The following is a 19,188-nucleotide window of genomic DNA, read 5'->3' as shown; positions in this document are numbered from 1 at the left end:
TTGGTGTTCAGAAGATTCTTTTATTTCCTCCCTTGGGAGGGGTGCGGCGCGGTTGTGTTTTGGCAGGGAGGGGTTTATCCGCCATTTCAGAGGAATAGGCAAGGCGATGAAACCCCTCCCTACACCCTCCCAGGGAGGGGTGCGGCGCGGTTGTGTTTTGGCAGGGAGGGGTTTATCCGCCATTTCAGAGGAATAGGCAAGGCGATGAAACCCCTCCCTACACCCTCTCAGGGAGGGAATCGCACTATCCTGCGCTCCGCCAATGTTGATATTGTCACCAACATTTTCCGTCAACCTGATTAATGTGGAAAGTTGCAACTACAACACGAATACCTCTAAGCCTATATCAGCTTATTCTGCCTTGCCAGTTTAATGGCATCGGCACGTGAGTTTACATCAAGTTTCAGATAGATATTTTTGATATGGCTACGAACAGTTTCAAGATCGATGAACAATTCATTGGCAATCTGACCACGGCTTTTGCCTTCGCCTATCAACTCCAGGATCTGGGTTTCTCGCTTAGATAAGGGCGATTCCTGATTTTTTTGAAATGAGCGGATTACCAGGCGTGCAATATTAATACTCATAGGGCCGCCGCCTTCACGTACTTCTTTTATCGATTCGATGATCTTGGTTGACGGGGTGTTTTTTGTAAGATAGCCCGATGCCCCGTTGGCCAGCGCGTTAAAAATCTGTTTTTCAGATTCGTAAACAGTTAGAATTAAGATATAGCAGTTGGGTAAAAGCTTTTTTAATTTGGGTATAGCGTCAATGCCGTTAACTCCGGGCAGCTCTATATCCAGCAGGATTACATCGGGTTTATCCGCAGCTATTTTTTTAGCAGCCTCGTCATATGAACAATAGGTACTGATCACATCATAGCCCTCGGTAGCACCAATTAAAAAGGCATAGCCATCGCGCAGGGTTTCATCATCCTCAATAATACTTACCTTAATGTTACGGGCCATGCTTAATTGCTTAACTGATTTTTACTAAACTTTAATGTTACTGATGTGCCTTTGTCTGCTTCCGAATTAATGAGCAGTGATGCGTTGATCCGTTTTGCGCGGGCATTAATGTTATTGATCCCCCGGCCGCGATGAGCTGCGCTGCTATCAAACCCTTTACCATCATCGGTAACCCGGAGTGCTATCGCGCTTTTATCGCTCTGATCAAGCTCAAAAACTACCTGTCCGGCATCGGCATGTTTAAGGATGTTATTTAATAGCTCCTTAAATATCATGGTGATGTTACGGCTGTATTCCATAGGCAGTTTTACCAGCTGAATATCTTCATCAACGGCAGCAAACTCAAAATCAACCGGTACATCATGAAAAACCTCTATCCCTATTTCGCGGATATGGTTCAGGGTTTCATACAGATTATCGCTTTTAGGATCAAGTGCCCACAGGATATCCTTTGTACCGTTGTATAGTGATGCCGCGTTTTGCTTGATCTGATCTACGATTCCGCGCTGATCCGCCTGCTCTTTATCTATTTTGGCATTTAGTATTTCTGATAAGACGGTGATCCGGGTTAATTTGTTACCCAGATCGTCATGAAAATCTTCGGCTGTTTGCTGGCGGATCTTTAACTTCTCTTCCCGCTTCATGGCTTCAATTGCCTTTTGACGTTTTATTTTACGCTGATGCACTAAATTTTGCACTCCGAAACCAAGAAACACCAACAGTAAAATGGCCAGCAACCTGAAGGTAAATGTTTGATAAAACGGAGGAATAATTACAAAACTGAAACTTGCCATTTTGCGTGATACCTGCCCGTCGGGGCTTATGGCTTTTACCTTGAAAGTATATGTACCAGGCGGCAGCGAAGGATAATTGACCACATTATTGCGCATGGGCGAACTAAAAGCACTATCCAGCCCAACCAGCTTATACTGGTAAGATACCGCGTCAGGATTTTTGAGGTAAACACCAAGAAAAGATATCGACAAATGATTTTGATTATGTTTAAGCTCGGCCCAGTCATTAAGGTCGATAGAAGAGCGTTTTTCGCCATCCTCCTTCATCAACTGTACCGATTTGATGAACACATGCGGCGGCGGCGAGGGAACCATTTTTGTCATGGTATTATACACCATAACAGCCTTGGTGGTACTGATCCAAATCTCGTGTCCGCGGTGCATAATGGCATTCTGGTTGGCCTCCACCACCGGTTCCTTTGAGCCTATGTTATCAATTACCCAAAAAGTTTTCTTTGCAGGGTCGTATTGCATCCGGTTAATTCCCCTGCCGGTACCCATCCAAAGGCGGCCACGTTCATCAGCAGCAAGGCTGTAAATACTATTGGCTTTGAGCCCGTCATCAACATTATAAATATTTACCGCTCCGGTTGTCATATCCCAGGTGTATAAACCGCTATCATCTGTACCAACCAGCAGCAGGTCGCGATATCGGATCATGCTGTAAACCGCAGTAGCCGGAAATGATTTAAGTTTAAACCCCGGAACTATTTTTTTATTTACGGCCAGCATAACACCGTTTTGGGTGCCTATCAAAAGAGAATCGCGCCCCAGGCTAAGCATTGCGGACGAATAAGGGGGAATACCTTCCAATTGTTTCAGCTCGCCGTTTTGGTAATAGAAACAGCCCATTGACGTGCCCAGCCATATAGTACCACTGTCATCGGCAGTAATAAAATTACAAGCAAAAGATGAACTGTTTTTTACCTGTCTGAAACCCTTTTTATCATACTGCCATAAACCAGTTTGCCCGGTACCAATCCAAACAGTGCCGTTTTTATCGGTATATAAACTTTGCACCCCCTTTAAATATGGCGAACCGGTTGGTACGGGCACTTCGCTGGTCCTTTTTCCATCATATCGCAAAATGCCACCACCATCAATCCCCATTAAAACATTTTTGTTCCAGTCTTCAGTTACCGACATTACGATTTTTGATTCTGGAATACCTTGTGTGCGGTCAAAAACGGTATATCTGTCGCCTTCGCAGCGGTAAAGGCCATTGCCAAGGCTACCCAGCCACAGGTTTTTATCTGCATCAAAATAAATATCAGGGACAGAGTTATCGGTAAGTCCGTTTGATGAGTTATAGTGGATCACACCATCGCTCATAATACAATATGCTCCATTATCGGTACCCAGCCAAATATTAGCATCAGCGTCCTGTTCAATGCACAATAATTGACCTTTTATTTTTCCCGTAATATTTTTTATATCCAGTGGTTTAGCCATACCATTCCTGGCACATAACAAACCCGAGCGGGTTAGAAGATAAGTTTTGCTTTTATCAAAACGGTCGAAAAAAATCCTTTTGATAATTTGCTCACTATATTGGGAATCAATATCAATTACATGTTCCCATTTTTGTCCTTTAAGGCGATAAATACCTTTTTTGTAAACAGACACATATAACAAACCTGCACTATTAACAGCCAAACTGGTGATAAAAATATCAGGATCATCATTAATAGGGACATGCTGCATCTTATCATTTTTTACCCTGAACAGCATCCCGGCAGCTGTAACCCAGATAGTTCCCTCTCCATCCTGGGTTATGTTGCCTACAAAAGAGCGTTTAACCGGTATATCCGGTTTATACTTCACAATCCGGCCATTATAGAGCCTTGCAAGCCCATTCATGGTACCAAACCAGGTACAGCCCCCTTTATCCGAAAAAATGGTTGCAACATAGTTATCAGGTAAACCTGTTAAGCGGGTATAAGCCGTAAAATCCTTTCCATCAAAACGGCAGGCCCCGCCAAAGGTACCTATCCAAAGGCGATGATCGGTATCCATGGAAAGCTTGTTTATTTGCGACTGGATGAGCCCATCCTCAATATCATAGTGCGCAAAAATGTATTTCTGTGCATGGACCTGGCTTGTAAACAACAGCATACCTGCAAGGAAACACAAAATCAGAAAAACGGGGAAACGCGATAGCTTATTCAATTAAAAACGTAAATTAAATTACCTGTATGGGGGTACAATTAAAAAGTTAAATTAAAGCTAATTAAAATAAAAAAAATCACCCCAATAGGGTGATTAATTATTATCAGTTACGGGAGTAAATTTTAATTTTTGGCTACAACAGAATTGCCATTGTTTAAAGGCGTTTTTATGTCCTCAAACATTTTGCAAACCTGTGTAATTTTCCAGTCGTGCCGGTCATTTTTCTCGATGATGAGGTAATCATGCTGCGTGCAGTTTTCGTAGTTAAAATCAACCCGTGCAATTACCATGGCATCGCTTTTGGCAAGCACTTCGTAATTCGACTGGCAATTTTGCTGGGTCCCGGCATCCTTTTTCATCATGCTTACCAGGTCGTCTTTTTCCTGTACAAGTACCTTTTCACCACGGGGTAACTTTAATACGGAATTATCACTCATTATTGATTTTAATTTTTTAAAGTTGGAGGTCATGTGGCTGTCAATGAAGTCGCGGATCACGCTGGCGTATCCTGTTTCGGCGGCCGGACGGCCATACATGGTGCTGGCAGATAATAACCCTACTATGCATGCCAATAAAAATTTATTTTTCATTTGTGATATTTTTTTGATCAAATGTGGGCAGGCTTTGATCAAAAAAATATGCCTATCACACCAAGCAACCCGGCCATACAGCAGGCTGGTGCCTTTCGCCTATAAAGGTCATTTTTTGCACTTTTTGAGCAGATCTGCAATTAATCTGAAAATCTGTTCAGATAATTCTTTAATTATCAATAAACCATAGCAGAACCTGTCCTGCATATTTAAATCTGTACGAAAATATTTTTATTTTTGAGAGCATCTTTCACCGATTAAAACCACGCCATAACTTGGAACCGACTGAAAACTTTTTCCGAAGCATTATTGAGGCCTCGCCTTTTCCGGTGTATATGTGTATGGGGCCGGATAAGCTCATTGCCATAGCCAATGATGCTACCTTGAAAGCATGGGGAAAAGACAAATCGATAATTGGGAAACCATTTGACGAGGCGCTGCCCGACCTTCAGGGCCAACCGTTCAGCAGCCTCATAAGCGAAGTATACCGTACCGGCGAAACTTATCACGGCAACAATGCACCTGCCGAATTTATAATTAACGGCAAACGGCAAATTAATTATTACAAGTTTACTTACCAGGCTGTACGTAACTCGCGCGGTAAAATAGTTGGCGTTATTTGTTTCTCGACCGACGTTACCGAAATTGAGCATGCCCGACAGGCGATGGAAGAGAGCAGGCATACTTTGTATAACATGGTGAGGCAAGCCCCCGTGGGCATTTGCATTATAAACAGCGATAACCTGGTAATTGAAGTAGTGAATGACTCGTATCTTGAGCTGGTAGGCCGTAAACGTGCAGAAATGGAAAACCGGGGCGTTTGGGAAGCCATCCCTGAAACGGCCGAATTGTATGCCCCCGTAATGGATAATGTTATTGAAACAGGGCAACCGATTACCGCCAAGGAGCATAAACTGCTGCTTGTACGCAATGGCGTACCCGAAATGGTATTTATTGATTTTGTTTATGAACCTGTTAAAGGGTTTGATGGCGAGATAAGCGCTATTATGGTAATTGCCATTGATGTAACTGAAAAAGTTTTTGCACGCCGCAAAATTGAGGAAGCCGAAGAAAGGGCCAGGCTGGCCGTTGAAGCTGCTGAAATCGGCACCTTTGATCTTGACCTCGTTACCGACGAGATACTTACATCTGAAAGGTTTAACATTATTTTTGGAGTTGGGCGTGATGCCCCCCGCGATTTATTTTTGAAAGCACTGCATCCCGATGACCTTGAACTACGCAATAATGCTCATAAAACCGCGCTTACTACCGGAAAACTTTTTTATGAAGCGAGGATCATCTGGCCAAACGGCTCTATACGCTGGATCAGGACGCAGGGTAAGGTTTATTATGGCTCAATAAACAAACCGTTGCGTATACTGGGCACCTTGCTTGATATTACCGAGTTTAAACATTTGCAGCAGCAAAAAGACGATTTTATCAGCGTCGCCAGCCATGAGCTAAAAACGCCAATGACATCGATCAAAGCATCGATGCAATTGCTGGACAGGTTGATCAAGGTTGATCCCTCATCTGATAAGATCCCCCAGTTTATTAGCCGCGGCAATAGCAGCCTGAATAAAATGCAGCAACTGGTTGATAGCTTGCTTAATGTTTCAAAAATTACTGCGGGGCAGCTTGCACTTCATAAAACACGTTTTTTGGCAGCCCAAATGATCAATGAATGCTGCGACCACGTGAGGCTTGCAGGTACACATGAACTTGAGCTTACAGGCGACACCGATCTGGAGCTATACGCCGACAGGCAACGGATAGACCAGGTTGTTGTTAATTTTGTAAACAATGCGGTTAAATATGCACCCGACAGCAACCGGATTGTCATCAATATCAGTAAACAGGACAACATGGCCAAAATATCGGTACAGGATTTTGGCCGGGGGATCCCACCGGAGAATATCCCGCATTTATTTGAACGCTACTACCGGGTTGATACCTCGGGTATTCAATACTCAGGGCTTGGACTTGGCTTGTATATCAGCGCGGAAATCATTGAGCTTCACGGCGGCGAAATGGGGGTTGAAAGCGAAGTAGATAAAGGCAGTACCTTTTGGTTTACGATACCGTTAAATTGAAATTTAAATCCCGATTGAAAATAGTAAAACCCATAATCATCGTTTTATTGTTTTGCCTGCTCACTGTTTTTACACAAATTGGTGGGTTGGTTTATCTCATTTCAATTAGCCTGCACATACTAATCAACAAAACAGTAAATAATAAATATTACCGCCAAATTACCAAGGCTGTAGTTTTTATGGTGTTATATTGCCTTACCACTTTTTTAATTGTACCTCCGCTTGCCAGGCTTTCGGGCAGGGTGCCGCTCCCCTTCTCCCAAATCAATCATATAAAGCCGCTAAACCGGCTAACCTGCCTGTTCAACCGTAATTATGTTCGCCCGCAACTTAAGCAGGCTGCATTTGCCGTAGCCGCCGAAATGAACGATAAGTATCCGGGAAGTACCCTGAATTATCTTGACGCGAGTTTTCCGTTCATTAATGGGTTTCCGCTTATGCCCCACCTGAGTCATAACGATGGTAAAAAACTCGATCTCGCATTTTTTTATATTGATAACAAAACAGGCTTAGAAACCGATAAAGCCCCTTCGCCAATCGGATACGGAATTAGTGAAGAGCCGCGCGCCGGGGAAATCAACACAACACAGGCTTGCCTGATAAAGGGTTATTGGCAGTACAGCTTTTTGACTAAAATGGTTCCCCAGAGCAATAAAGTTAATTTTACTTTTGACAGTTTACGAACAAAGGCACTTGTAACCCTCTTTGCATCGAAAAATGTCATCAAAAAAATATTTATCGAACCTCATTTAAAAAATCGTCTGGGCATCGAAACACCAAAGCTACGATTTCACGGATGCCGTGCAGTAAGGCATGACGACCATATTCATGTACAACTATAGATTTAAAGCATTTATTAATTTTCAACATACGGATTATAACAGATCTCCCAGCAATTCCCTTCAGGGTCGGCAATAAAACCGGCATAACCGCCCCAGAAAGTTTCAGCCGGATGCTTCAGGATTTGTACTTCTGCCAACCTCAATTGGGCTATTTTGGTATCAACATCAGCTTTTGAAGCCAGATTTATAGTAAGATAAAAACGATTGCTTCCGGCATTATTGCTTATATTTGTGTACTTTGAAAAAAGCAGCTCACTGCACAGGATAAGCACCAAATTATCAAGCTTTAACATTATTACCTTTTCGTTTTCGGCAAGCATCTGCCATCCGAATTTCCCGGTATAAAATGCCTTGACCTCGTCAAGATCTTTAACTGCAAGAGTAATGGCGGTTAGATGGGCCTGCATTGTATATTTTTTTATTAGATCCTATCCAATCATGAAATCAGGGTTCCTGGCTGATTTTATTTCACACTCAAATTTAATCGCCAGTTAATACAGCCGGAGTAAATTGAGCTAACCAAATATATAAACATGCAGATCAATTATTTCATAGTAGCCATTGTGACAACCCTGTTAATAGCATTAATGATATGGATAGTTAAAACTAACCGTGAAGACGAAAAAGACTTTGAAAGGCAGATCATTGACCGGGAACTTAAACCAAGGGAACACCCCAAACCTCAAAAAGCCCATAAAGCCATGTGATCGGGTAAAACCCGCTATCAACTCGCGTAGTTTCACGTATCATTTTGTACGATCCTTTTTTTTAAATTTAACAACCCAACCTAATATCTATCTCATGGCAGCAGATAAAACTTCAGATCAGCAAGTATTTTATGTAGGACTTTGTATGGCCGGCGCCGTATCTGCCGGAGCCTATACAGCAGGCGTTATTGATTACCTGCTTCAGGCATTAGCAGAATGGGAAAAGCATCGCAATGAACCCGGTGTCCCATCGCACAGGGTGCAGATCCCGGTAATGGGCGGCGCGTCGGCAGGCGGTATGACCAGTATCATGGCCGCATCCTCCCTTAACAACCCGATAACCCATATCGACAAGCCATCAGGAGATCTTTTAACCGAACATCCCGAAAACAAGCTCTACCACTCCTGGGTTGACCTTGTGCAGGCTGATATGTTCACAAAAATGCTGGATACCAGCGACATCAAAAGCTCGGGTGTAATATCGGCACTTAATTCTGATTTTATTAATGATGTTGCCAAACGCGTAGTTGCTGCCGATCCAAAACAATGGCAGCCGCTGCCCGCTTATATTAAACCCGGTTTAAAGATCTTTACCACGCTTACAAACCTGCAGGGCTACGCCTACAATGTTCCGTTTAATTCGTCATCGCCGAAGCGTACCAAATATAACATGCGCATCCATAATGATTACGCATGCTTTGAACTTACAGAAAACGCCATTGCCGGGCATAATAACGGCTGGATGCCGCTTGACCTGAAAAATAATATTAATACGGATATAGCCGCCGACGCTGCAATGGCCACCGGCGCCTTTCCGGTTGGATTGCAATCAAGGATAGTTAAACGCGATGCCCAATATGTTAACAATAACCCATGGTTAAGCAATTACCTGGTTAATACCCCTATTGATGCCGGTGCATACCAAACTCTCAACGTTGATGGCGGCATGATCAATAACGAACCTTTTGATAAAGTCAGAAGTGTTTTGGACGATCTTACCGGTCAGCCCGATGTGGACTACAACAACTTTAACAAGTTTGTTTCAACTGTGCTGATGATTGAACCTTTCCCTACCCAGGCGCCCACGCCAATTTCACAGTCAAGGTCTATATCAAACGTAGTAGGTTTAACGTTGTCATCTATGCTATCGCAAATGCGCTCAAAGGCTGTTAATATTAAAGACGCTATGGACGAGGATTGCGCAGGTCAGTACCTGATCACGCCATCGCGCCGCGTAGATACGCCCGATGGCAAATCGACAGACCTAACCGGCGAGCAAGCCATAGCCTGCGGTGCGCTGAGCGGATTTAGCGGTTTTTTAAATAAAGAATTCAGGGTGCATGATTTCTTTTTAGGCCGGCACAATTGTAAGATCTTTTTGCGCGATTACTTTACCATACCAGCCAAAGCACTTACCACCAACCCTATTTTTAAAGATGGCTATGCTAATGCCGACAAAGCCAAATTTAAATCAACCCAAAGTGATAGTTACCAGATCATCCCTGTATTTGAAGAAGATATCAAATTCCCGGATATTAAATTTAGTTCGGGCAACAACTGGCCCACTATTAAAGAACAGGATATAGACCGTTTTAGTGATGGATTAAAAAATCGGGCTCAAACCATTATGCTCAATGTAGCAGATCTAGGGTGGCTTACCAAAAGCCTGTTGTGGATAGGCGCTAAGGTGATCCTCAATAAAATGGTAACCAATAAAATTATGGTGGTGATAAAAGGCGAACTAAAAACCTGGAAGCTACTGCCGTAAGCAGCACATGAAATTAAACTTACTAAAATCCAGACTTACGAAGTTTAAAAAACTTCGTAAGTCTTCAATAGCTTTCTCATTTGAGCTTTAAATAGCTTTAAATACAACTATCCCGTTATGCCCGCCAAAGCCAAAAGTATTGCTCATGGCTACTTTCACTTTATGGTCGATGGCATCTTTCAATACAAACTTCAAATTATCCGGAATAGCGGGGTCTAAAGTTGTGGTATTGATTGTTGGCGGGATTATTTGATTTTCAATTGATTTTATAGCAGCTATGGCTTCAATAGCACCGGCGGCACCAAGCAGGTGACCAGTCATTGATTTGGTTGAACCGATGATGGTGTTTGTTTCTTTACCTTTTGTAACAGCAAGCAAAGCGTTAATTTCAGATAAGTCGCCAACCGGCGTTGATGTGGCGTGCATATTCAGGTAATCTACATCCTCAATGCTTAAACCCGATTCGGTCAATGCCTGCTGCATGGCACGGGCAGCACCTAATCCTTCCGGATGAGTGGCTGTCATGTGGTATGCATCAGCAGTCATAGATGCCCCGGTCACCTCTGCGTAAATATGTGCGCCGCGGGCAACTGCATGATCATAGTCTTCAAGTACCAAGGCACCGGCGCCTTCACCCATAACAAAACCATCACGATCAATATCAAATGGCCGTGAAGCATGCTGCGGATCGTTATTGCGGCCCGACATCGCTTTCATTGAGCTGAAACCTCCAATGGAAGCAGGCGTAATAGGCGCTTCTGAACCGCCAGTAACAATAATTTTAGCCTTACCTAAACGGATGTAGTTAAAGGCATCCATAATAGCGGTATTGGACGTAGCACAGGCCGAAACCGTGGTATAATTGATCCCCATAAAACCGTTACGGATAGAGATCATGCCCGAAGCCATGTTTGAAATAAACTTCGGCACAAAGAAAGGGCTAAACCTTGGCTGTCCGTTACCTTTGGCGTATTCAGTTACCTGCTCCTCAAAAGTTTCCATACCGCCTTGTCCGCTGCCCCAGATAATACCAACATCAAAGGGATCCATTTTGCTCAGATCAAAACCCGAATCTTTGATAGCTTCATCGGCTGCAACAAGCGCGTACTGGGTAAAGGTATCGGTACGTTTTAATTCGGCCTTATCAAGGTGATCTTTGATATTGAAATCTTTCAGTTCGCAGGCAAATTGCGTACGGAATAATGATGCATCAAAACGGGTGATGGTTGCAGCACCGCTTTTACCGGCAATTAAGTTTTGCCAATAAGTTTCTACATTATTTCCAAGCGGTGTTAAAGCGCCCAGACCTGTTATAACTACTCTGTTTAACATGATGGTTTTATTAAAATCGGCGCAAAGATATAAATATATACCACTTGGTATTTTGCTCAACATTTAAATAGTGTAATTTTACATATCTTCGATGCATAAACATCTGAAATGCGTTTTTTATTAAAACTCAAATCATGGCAATTATTCGCTCTCATTGTAATACCGGCTTTCGTCCCTAATAGCTACACAGTACTCATGTATTTGAGCTTATTAATAGGCCTTAGCTGGATTTATGCTATAGGCGTTACTATGCATTCTTTAATTCCAGTAATAAAACCTGATATAAAATATTTTCGGTTCTCTTTACTGCTGATCATAATTGCATTAATAATCTCCAGGATTGCGCAAGTTGGCGGAGATAATTTAGCAATATGGTTTTCTGCAACAGGAGGAATTATTTATGTTATAGGTTTCATATGTGCCTGTGGTTTTGCAGGCAAAATGCTTGAATCAGTAATTGAAGGAGAAATAGTTGGCAATAGCGATGCCCTTAAAGCAATAATTTGTCTTATTTTTTTTCCTATCGGTCTATGGCATATACAACCTGCCGTTCAACGGGTATTAGCTAAATATGACAAGCAAATTGTTTAATCACTTCCCAAAAATCTTATTTAATTCCGAGTAAGGAACAGCATCATTTACAAAACCATAACTTCCCTGTGAAAGTTCAACAGCGGCCCGCTGAAAAGCGCCCAAAGCAGCCCTTGCCAATGCCGAACCAAGACTTACCCTTTTTACACCCAGGTCGGCAAGTTCATTGAAGCTAATATCAAAACCTGCTGCGCCAAGTACAATATTCACGGGCTTAGGCGCAACGGCCTTTACTACTTCGCTTATTTGTTCCCTCGTTTTGAGGCCCGGCGCAAAAAGCACATCGGCACCTACATCGGCATAAGCAACAAGGCGTTTTATGGTGTCCTGCAGGTCTATTTTCCCGTGGATCATATTTTCGGCCCTGGCGGTCAATGTAAAATGAAAATGAAGGCTTCGCGCAGCTTCAACAGCAGCCTTTACCCGTGCAACCGAAAGGTCGAAATTGTAAATGGGATCTTTATCATTTCCCGTAGCATCCTCTATCGAACCGCCAACCAGTCCCACTCCCGCTGCGGCTAAGATAGTTTCGGCACAAATCTCCGGCGTATCGCCAAAACCATTCTCCAAATCGGCAGCTACCGGTAAATGGGTTGCACTGATGATAGCCCTTGCATTATCAAGCGTTTCATCGCGACTGATCAGAGCATGCCCATCCGGCCGGCCCAGTGCATAAGCCAACCCGGCACTGGTAGTAGTAAACGCTTCAAAGCCTAAACCGGTTAAAATTTTAGCCGAACCAGCATCCCAGGGGTTGGGGATAATGAATAAACCATCACGCTTATGCAGTGCTTTAAAAACTTCGGCTTTTTGATATTGGGAATTGTTTATTGCTGATGACATTTGAAGGCAGATTAATGTTTATCGAAATTAAGCAAAAGTTAGCCTGCAGTCACGAGTATTAAGTCAGAAATTTGCTTTTTGACTTAATACTTACGACTTCTAACTTCCGGCTTAATATCCCTATTATTGCAACAGCAATAGTTATGAAACAAAAAGTAGATATTGAAAACTGGATCAGGAAAGAGCATTACAACTTTTTTAAACAGTTTGAGGAACCCTATTACGGCGTAAACGTAAACGTTGATGTAACGGCGGCCTATAAGTTTGTGAAGGATAACGGGATCTCATTTTTCCTTTATACCATGTACCAGTCTTTAGCGGCATCGCAAATTATTGAGCCTTTCAAATATCGTATGGAGGGCGACGAGATTTTTATTTATGACCGGATTGATGCCAGCTCAACCGTTCCGCGGGCTAATGGCACATTTGGCTTTGGTGAATGGCCTTTTCATCCCTTGTTCGAAGATTTTGCCCGCGATGCAAATAAAGAAATTGAACGCGTGCAAAGTAACAACCTGCTTGAACGCAAAGCTTTAAACAATGTGATCCGTTTTTCTTCGCTACCCTGGATCAATTTTACCTCACTGTCGCATGCGCGCATGTTTTCATTTATGGACAGCTGCCCCAAGGTTTCGTTTGGTAAAATGACCGAACATCATGGTAAGCGCACCATGCCGGTATCCATCCATGTAAATCACGCGTTGATTGATGGCATACACGTGGGCCAGTATATAGATTGTTACCAGGAGCTGCTGAACAAAGGATTTTAGGCTGCCGTAAAACGCGCAGAAGTTGCGTACCTCAGGCACGCTAAAACCCTTTAATAATTATTCTACAACCCTTTAGCACCTCTGGTGCTATCTTTCCGTCTATTGATCTACAAGATAAAAAGTTTAACTTTTTTTAAACACATTCTCCTTAACCATAAACAATGGCAGCGAGCCATGATCAAGCACGCGTGAATGAAAATCCCTGATGTTAAATTGGGCACCCTGCTTTTGCTGCAATTCCTCTTTCCAGTGCAGTATTTGTAATGCGCCATACTTGTAGGTAACTACCTGTGCCGGCCAGCGGCGCATGCGGGCAATTTCGCGCATGGCAATATCATCCTGCCCCCGGATATTCTTTCTCCAAAATGCCAGTGCATGTTCATCTGTCCAGCCGTAATAATTAAGCGCTACATCCAAAGGCACACGTACCGCCCGTACAATGTCCCACTCCCATTTGCCCAGCTCATCATAAGGCGTTTGGTATACGCCAAGTTGTGTGCCTAACTCTTCGGTATATGCTGCCCAACCCTCAGCAAAGCCCATATAATAAAAAAGCTGCTGCACGGCTGATGTTTTGGTTTGCGCCTCCGTACTCGCCTCGTAATGGTGACCGGGAACTCCCTCATGCATAAAAAGCCAGTCGACCTGCCGTTTATTGTATGGCTTATCAAAAAGATTATAGTAAAACGCATTACTATCGTAATAGCCGGGCGTTTGTGCCAGCTGCCTGCTTTCGCCTTTTACAATTTTTAGCGGGGCTATGTTGGTATTGCTAAACAGTTTGGACATGTTGGCATAAATGACCGCTTTGGTATTTTCGAAGGCTTGCTGTACTGCCTTCGGGTCACTGATAAAAAAGGAAGGATCATTGATGTGTTTATAAAAATCGTCCTGGCTTAACCCGGTTTGCAGGCGGATAGCTTCAATATGCTTTTGAACGCGGGCCACTTCGGTAAGGCCAAACTGGTAGATCTCATCAGGAGTGGCGCTGGCACTGGTCCAGCGTTTAAGCAGGTAGGCATACCAGGCTTTGCCGTTGGGGATAGTGATAATGCCGCCTGTGGGGATTACAGCAGGTTTATTCTTTAACCAATCCTGCTCAAGTTTAATCCGCTCTAAATTAAGGGCGGCTTCATAGCTGATCAGCTGATAATCTACTTTTTCCGGTTCGTTGAGCTGATCTGCTTTGAAGGCTGATAAATCAGTCTTAACTTTTTCAAAAAAAGCTAACTGTTTTTGCACATCAGCAGCGGTGCCAATATGCTCTAAGCCACTTACGTAGCTTAACTCCAATTGTGGTAAATGCAATTTGGTGTAGCCGGCTACAAAATCATTGCAAAAAGCATCAAACGTTTGCTGACCAAAAGCAAAAGAAGAAGTTAAAATAAAAAACAAAAAAACAAGAGGTCGCCTCATAACAACGGAGTGGTTAACAAACCTAAATATTTGCTTTGATTAATTTATGCAAAAACAAATCTCCTGTTAACCATTATCAGCAATCCAAAAGCATTTTTGCTTATGTTGACTGGATGTAGCTGTGCAATTGCTCGATAGTTTCCCTTTGTGAATGGATAGTTTCGTACACCACATCACTCATTGAAATAATACCGCATAACTGATCGGCCACATCAAACACCGGTAAATACCTGATATTATTTTCGCTCATGATCAGCATGCATTCGTCAACTGATGATTCGGGGGTGATCTTCGGGAAATTGGTACTTATGATCTCGCCGGCGGTGGTTTCGTCGGAGTGTTTACCCATTAAAATGATTTTACGGGAGTAATCTCTCTCTGTCATCAGGCCCATATACCTGCCATTTTCGGTTACCACTACCGAGCCGATGTTTTTTTCGGCCATCAGTTTCAACACGTTAAACACGGTGGTATCGGCAGGTACTGCAGTAACGTTGTTCCCCTTACGGGCCAGGATATGCTTTACACTTTTCATAAATACTCAGGTTAATTTGGTAAATTCAAGATACGAATAAGTAACAGAAAAACAATGGATTGTGGAAAACAAAATCTATTCAGGCTAAAAAAACCGTTCGGCTATGCAGTTAAACCAATCCTTATATTGTAACTAAACGGGTGTCCCAATTTTTTGATTCCCGAAAAAAAAATTAAAAAACGCCGGCTGTCTTTTTTGCAGAAAAATAAATGTTCCATTTTTTGAGTCTGAAACGCAGGACAGTATAAAAATGAAACAAATTGATAATCAATCAATTAGCCCATTCAGTAAAACACATTCAACTAACTGATAGTCAGTAAATAAAACTAATAAGAATAAAACAATACGTATTTTACAGAAGATTTGACGCCATGTTTATTCAACCTGTTTTTTTGTTTTTATCGTAATTTTTTGAATAAGTTACCCCAATAATAAAAGGCGCTGACAAAATAGCTTCACCAACAATCTCAATTTATTTTATTAAAAAAGCCCCCCGATAATTAAACCGAAGGGCTACCAACCTATATAAAAACAAACCTATTGTTTTCTCTTTCCCCAAATGGCAGTGCCATGGTTATCTAACCCGGTAAATATCAGGGTTGATGTTATTTTATTTTCCCAGTCGCGCTCACGTTCAACTTTTAGTTTGTAAGTATCGCCGTTGCTGTATTTAAGCTCAAGCCATGGAGCGGTAAATGTCCATTTATCAGCAGCGTTACCATCAATAGTACCGGCAGCATCCAGTTTAAAGGTTGTTGAAACCTGGAAATCCGGATTGGTTTGCTCGGTACCATAACCCGGTACAACATGATAATTCAGCGTAATTTTTTCATAGGTCCCTGCCACATCGGTTGCAGCTATAGTTGTTTGAGCAACATTGGCATATCGCTCAGGCGATACTATTGGCCAGCCGTCGGTTGTCCATGATATTTTACGAACGTGCAGGTCCATAAAGTAGGAGTTAATACCCGGCCTGCCCTGGTGCGCCATGTAATATTGCCCGCTACCGTTGTCAAACACTGCACAATGCCCTGTGCCCTGCCAGCCGCTTTGGTTGCTGAACTGGTATGGCGCAAGGATCATGGGGCCATGATCTTCATTGGTATTGATGTCATGCCCGTTATAATCATAAAACGGACCGGTCGGGCTATCGCCCCTCCCTACCCTAACATTATACTTGGTTTGCAGCCAGTCATAACTGATAAACAGGAAATACTTTTTCAGATCGGGGTTGTAGATCACTTCCGCGCCTTCAATGTTACCATTGTATTTGCCGCCGGTAAAACCGCGGTTAGCTATGCGCTTGCCCTTATCGCCCGAACTGGCCGCCAGGCCGGTTGAAGGATCAAGTTTAAGGATATAGATCCCATCCCAGGCCGAGCCGTAGTACATGTATTGCTCGCCGGTGGTTGTAGTTATTACGGTTGGGTCGATAGCGTTGGTTTGGATGCTGGCATCATTGGCTGATGTTACAACGAGGCCTTTCTCCGTCCAGGGGCCGTCAGGCGATGAAGCCGTCGCCATACCGATAACACTCAGGCGTGGTACAGACGATGAAAGCGAATAATACAATCTGTACTCCGAACCCACCTTCATTACGTAAGGTGCCCATAAGGCGTTGTAAGGCGTACCGCCTTTACCCGTAATATAGGCAGATCCCTGCGCCGGCAATGACGAAAATACCCAACCCACATACTCCCACTGCACCAAATCCTTCGACCTGCGGATTTGCAAGCCCGGTCTTACATCAGTACCAAAAGCCACATCGGTACTATAGCAATAATAATAATCACCAAACTTTTTAATGGATGGGTCATGCACGTTATACACTGTCCACTTAGGATAATAGGTAAATGCCGCAATATCCGCATAAGTATCACTGATACTGTTGATATCAAACGCCGTTGTTACCGGTGGAGTTGTGGTAGTATCCGTTTTAGTTGGCGCAGGTGTTTCCTTTTTTGAGCAGGAAAACAGCACTGTTGTCAATGCGGTTATTAAATATAGATTTTTCGCTGTATTCATCGTCTTAGTCATCTCTTTCACTTAATTTTTTATTCCCTCCCGCGGGAGGGGTGTGGTGGACTGTGAAGTGGCAGGGAGGGGTTTATACAAGCAGTATATTTGCCATGATTCATAAACCCCTTCCTCCTGCTTCCCCAGGGAAGGAATCACACCTACCCCCGCCCTTTTTTTCTAATACCCCGTATTTTGTACCAAACCAACATTGGTTTGCACTTCGCTCAGCGGTATCGGCAAATACTCTTTACCTGCGGTATAGGTATTAAATTCCGGGTCGCGGGACTTTAGCCAGGCCAGTTTAGCTGCATCCTGTAACCAGCCCCAGCGACGGATATCATCAAAACGGTGACCCTCCAACGAAAATTCAAGGAAACGTTCGTGACCTATCTGATCGCGCATCTCAGCCTGGCTCATGCCCGGTTTTACCGTAGCTAAGTTTGGCAAACCAACACGGCTGCGTACCTTCTGGATATATTGATAAGCATCGTTTGTTTGGCCCAATTCGTTCAAACATTCAGCGTACATCAGCAGTACATCAGCATAACGCATCAACCTTTCGTTGATACCCGATCTCCAGTCATACTCGTCGGCCTGTCCGCTGTCGCCGTTTTCATATTTATGGCAAAACAGGGCGTTTAATGAGGAGCTGCCGGCGTAGCGGGCGGCAAAATCCTGGTTATATAATTTTTCGCCGGGTTTGTTGTAATACATAGTTACATCCAAACGTGGGTCGACACCGCCACTGGTTGTTTTTTCCTGCAGATATTCATTGTATAATGCAGGCGTTGGCTGCACATCTGTAAAACCAAAACTCGCTGCGCCAAAGGTGATGGCACGGGCAGATGTACGGCCCCATCCTGATGACGGATCGCCTCCCCAGCCCAGATCAGTACCTCCGGCATCCCTTGAAAACTGAACCTCAAAAATCGATTCGGAGTTGTTTTCATTATTGGCAAAAAAGTTATCGTAGTAATTAGGCACAAGGCTATAAGTACCCATGTCAATAACTGATTTGAACTCGGCAGCCGCCTCGGCATATTTCTTTGTAAACAGGTAGGTTTTCCCCAGAAACGCTGCTGCCGCTCCCCTGGTAGCGCGACCTATCTGTCCATCGGGCGATAAGCCGCTGTAAGTTGTTGGCAGCATGCCTTCGGCAGCTTTAAAATCGCTGATCACCTGCGCCCAAACTACATCCTGAGGTTGTTGTTTTTGGAAATAATCGGCACTTGAGCCGGCGGGAACCAACGGCATAGGTACGTTTTTATAAAAATCGGCCAGGTGGAAATAATACAGGCCACGCAGAAAATAGGCCTGACCCAATACACGTTTCTTCAGTTCGGCATCCATATTAATGGCGGGCACATACTTCAGTACTTCGTTTGCACGTAAAATACCCTGGTAATAGGCCGTCCATGAAAACAGCACACCGGCACCGGTGCTTTGCATGTTGAATTTGCCCATGTTATAGATCTGGTCCCAGGGACTGTAGCTTGTAGCATCATCGCCCCTTGTGTTTTCCACTATCGGCGAAAAACGCATGTATGAACCATCAATAATTAAACTGCCGTATACCGCGTTAATTCCCTTTACGGCATCACTGGCATTTTGCCAAAACGTTTGGGTGGTTTGCGCGTTAGGGTTCACTGTGGTTAAATCGCCTTTTTTACACCCCATAGTAAATACGGCTATCAACAATATTGTAAATACCGCCTTTGTATATATCGTTTTCATTATAAATAATGTTAAAT

The 19,188-nt window shown here is 43.4% G+C and carries 16 protein-coding genes; 6 read left to right on the top strand and 10 right to left on the bottom strand.

From position 1 onward, the window contains the following. Window positions 1–341: 341 nt before the first annotated feature. From IEX80_RS13390 to IEX80_RS13380, 3 genes are all read right to left on the bottom strand, one after another. Window positions 342–968 (bottom strand): response regulator transcription factor, encoded by a 627-nt coding sequence (locus IEX80_RS13390; protein WP_090524105.1) that lies wholly within the window; start codon window positions 966–968, stop codon window positions 342–344. Between the two features lie 2 nt (window positions 969–970). Then, complete coding sequence (locus IEX80_RS13385; protein ID WP_090524102.1) at window positions 971–3,877, bottom strand: ligand-binding sensor domain-containing protein; 2,907 nt, start codon at window positions 3,875–3,877, stop codon at window positions 971–973. Between the two features lie 176 nt (window positions 3,878–4,053). Then, complete coding sequence (locus tag IEX80_RS13380; protein ID WP_139159908.1) at window positions 4,054–4,521, bottom strand: nuclear transport factor 2 family protein; 468 nt, start codon at window positions 4,519–4,521, stop codon at window positions 4,054–4,056. A 275-nt stretch (window positions 4,522–4,796) separates the two neighbouring features. On the opposite strand from IEX80_RS13380, the gene IEX80_RS13375 reads away from it, so the two are divergent. Continuing rightward, the gene (locus tag IEX80_RS13375) at window positions 4,797–6,614 is read left to right on the top strand and encodes a PAS domain-containing sensor histidine kinase (protein ID WP_090524095.1); all 1,818 of its coding nucleotides are present in this window, start codon (window positions 4,797–4,799) and stop codon (window positions 6,612–6,614) included. 14 nt (window positions 6,615–6,628) lie between these two features. Continuing rightward, complete coding sequence (locus IEX80_RS13370) at window positions 6,629–7,456, top strand: hypothetical protein (protein ID WP_188833167.1); 828 nt, start codon at window positions 6,629–6,631, stop codon at window positions 7,454–7,456. 14 nt (window positions 7,457–7,470) lie between these two features. Here the strand turns inward: IEX80_RS13370 and IEX80_RS13365 are convergent, their stop codons facing one another. Beyond that, window positions 7,471–7,863: a VOC family protein gene (locus tag IEX80_RS13365; RefSeq protein ID WP_188833166.1), complete on the bottom strand. Its 393-nt coding sequence runs from the start codon at window positions 7,861–7,863 to the stop codon at window positions 7,471–7,473. Between the two features lie 126 nt (window positions 7,864–7,989). Between IEX80_RS13365 and IEX80_RS13360 the strand changes: the two genes are divergently transcribed. Together IEX80_RS13360 and IEX80_RS13355 are read left to right on the top strand one after the other, a co-directional pair. Beyond that, window positions 7,990–8,163 carry a hypothetical protein gene (locus tag IEX80_RS13360; protein ID WP_175489889.1) on the top strand — a complete coding sequence of 58 codons (174 nt, stop codon included), beginning with the start codon at window positions 7,990–7,992 and terminating at the stop codon, window positions 8,161–8,163. Between the two features lie 94 nt (window positions 8,164–8,257). Beyond that, window positions 8,258–9,931 carry a patatin-like phospholipase family protein gene (locus IEX80_RS13355; RefSeq protein WP_188833165.1) on the top strand — a complete coding sequence of 558 codons (1,674 nt, stop codon included), beginning with the start codon at window positions 8,258–8,260 and terminating at the stop codon, window positions 9,929–9,931. Window positions 9,932–10,018: 87 nt separating this feature from the next. On the opposite strand, the gene fabF is transcribed toward IEX80_RS13355, so the two are convergent. Further along, a complete protein-coding gene (fabF, locus tag IEX80_RS13350) occupies window positions 10,019–11,263 on the bottom strand; it encodes a beta-ketoacyl-ACP synthase II (protein WP_090526151.1) in 1,245 nt (414 codons plus the stop codon). A gap of 108 nt (window positions 11,264–11,371) precedes the next feature. Here fabF and IEX80_RS13345 point away from each other — a divergent pair, with 108 nt between their 5' ends. Continuing rightward, entirely contained in the window at window positions 11,372–11,854 is a 483-nt protein-coding gene (locus IEX80_RS13345; RefSeq protein ID WP_090524087.1) for a hypothetical protein, read from the top strand. Here the strand turns inward: IEX80_RS13345 and IEX80_RS13340 are convergent, their stop codons facing one another. Next, window positions 11,855–12,697, bottom strand: coding sequence for an isocitrate lyase/PEP mutase family protein (locus IEX80_RS13340; protein ID WP_090524085.1), 843 nt, complete (start codon window positions 12,695–12,697; stop codon window positions 11,855–11,857). Window positions 12,698–12,840: 143 nt separating this feature from the next. On the opposite strand from IEX80_RS13340, the gene IEX80_RS13335 reads away from it, so the two are divergent. Then, window positions 12,841–13,467, top strand: a complete 627-nt coding sequence (locus IEX80_RS13335) for a CatA-like O-acetyltransferase (protein WP_090524083.1) — start codon at window positions 12,841–12,843, stop codon at window positions 13,465–13,467. 123 nt (window positions 13,468–13,590) lie between these two features. Here IEX80_RS13335 and IEX80_RS13330 read toward each other — a convergent pair whose 3' ends face one another. The 4 genes from IEX80_RS13330 to IEX80_RS13315 all read right to left on the bottom strand — a co-directional run bounded on the left by IEX80_RS13330 (window position 13,591) and on the right by IEX80_RS13315 (window position 19,171). Continuing rightward, the gene (locus IEX80_RS13330) at window positions 13,591–14,883 is read right to left on the bottom strand and encodes a DUF885 domain-containing protein (RefSeq protein ID WP_188833164.1); all 1,293 of its coding nucleotides are present in this window, start codon (window positions 14,881–14,883) and stop codon (window positions 13,591–13,593) included. A 100-nt stretch (window positions 14,884–14,983) separates the two neighbouring features. Further along, window positions 14,984–15,418, bottom strand: a complete 435-nt coding sequence (locus IEX80_RS13325; protein ID WP_188833163.1) for a CBS domain-containing protein — start codon at window positions 15,416–15,418, stop codon at window positions 14,984–14,986. 537 nt (window positions 15,419–15,955) lie between these two features. Then, window positions 15,956–17,443, bottom strand: coding sequence for an arabinan endo-1,5-alpha-L-arabinosidase (locus IEX80_RS13320; RefSeq protein ID WP_229701622.1), 1,488 nt, complete (start codon window positions 17,441–17,443; stop codon window positions 15,956–15,958). A 171-nt stretch (window positions 17,444–17,614) separates the two neighbouring features. Continuing rightward, window positions 17,615–19,171 (bottom strand): RagB/SusD family nutrient uptake outer membrane protein, encoded by a 1,557-nt coding sequence (locus IEX80_RS13315; RefSeq protein WP_188833161.1) that lies wholly within the window; start codon window positions 19,169–19,171, stop codon window positions 17,615–17,617. Window positions 19,172–19,188 lie beyond the last annotated feature (17 nt).

The organism is Mucilaginibacter rubeus (genome assembly GCF_014643835.1).
Lineage (GTDB): Bacteria > Bacteroidota > Bacteroidia > Sphingobacteriales > Sphingobacteriaceae > Mucilaginibacter > Mucilaginibacter rubeus.
Note: the sequence above shows the minus strand (reverse complement) of the source record. Positions and strands in the feature narration are given on the sequence as shown.

What these genes read in the sequence shown, in the direction of transcription:
- IEX80_RS13390 (WP_090524105.1), bottom strand. Translation starts at nt 968, where the DNA reads ATGGCCCGTAACATTAAGGTAAGTATTATTGAGGATGATGAAACCCTG.
- IEX80_RS13385 (WP_090524102.1), bottom strand. Translation starts at nt 3,877, where the DNA reads ATGCTGTTGTTTACAAGCCAGGTCCATGCACAGAAATACATTTTTGCG.
- IEX80_RS13380 (WP_139159908.1), bottom strand. Translation starts at nt 4,521, where the DNA reads ATGAAAAATAAATTTTTATTGGCATGCATAGTAGGGTTATTATCTGCC.
- IEX80_RS13365 (WP_188833166.1), bottom strand. Translation starts at nt 7,863, where the DNA reads ATGCAGGCCCATCTAACCGCCATTACTCTTGCAGTTAAAGATCTTGAC.
- IEX80_RS13360 (WP_175489889.1), top strand. Translation starts at nt 7,990, where the DNA reads ATGCAGATCAATTATTTCATAGTAGCCATTGTGACAACCCTGTTAATA.
- IEX80_RS13355 (WP_188833165.1), top strand. Translation starts at nt 8,258, where the DNA reads ATGGCAGCAGATAAAACTTCAGATCAGCAAGTATTTTATGTAGGACTT.
- fabF (WP_090526151.1), bottom strand. Translation starts at nt 11,263, where the DNA reads ATGTTAAACAGAGTAGTTATAACAGGTCTGGGCGCTTTAACACCGCTT.
- IEX80_RS13345 (WP_090524087.1), top strand. Translation starts at nt 11,372, where the DNA reads ATGCGTTTTTTATTAAAACTCAAATCATGGCAATTATTCGCTCTCATT.
- IEX80_RS13340 (WP_090524085.1), bottom strand. Translation starts at nt 12,697, where the DNA reads ATGTCATCAGCAATAAACAATTCCCAATATCAAAAAGCCGAAGTTTTT.
- IEX80_RS13335 (WP_090524083.1), top strand. Translation starts at nt 12,841, where the DNA reads ATGAAACAAAAAGTAGATATTGAAAACTGGATCAGGAAAGAGCATTAC.
- IEX80_RS13330 (WP_188833164.1), bottom strand. Translation starts at nt 14,883, where the DNA reads ATGAGGCGACCTCTTGTTTTTTTGTTTTTTATTTTAACTTCTTCTTTT.
- IEX80_RS13325 (WP_188833163.1), bottom strand. Translation starts at nt 15,418, where the DNA reads ATGAAAAGTGTAAAGCATATCCTGGCCCGTAAGGGGAACAACGTTACT.
- IEX80_RS13320 (WP_229701622.1), bottom strand. Translation starts at nt 17,443, where the DNA reads ATGAATACAGCGAAAAATCTATATTTAATAACCGCATTGACAACAGTG.
- IEX80_RS13315 (WP_188833161.1), bottom strand. Translation starts at nt 19,171, where the DNA reads ATGAAAACGATATATACAAAGGCGGTATTTACAATATTGTTGATAGCC.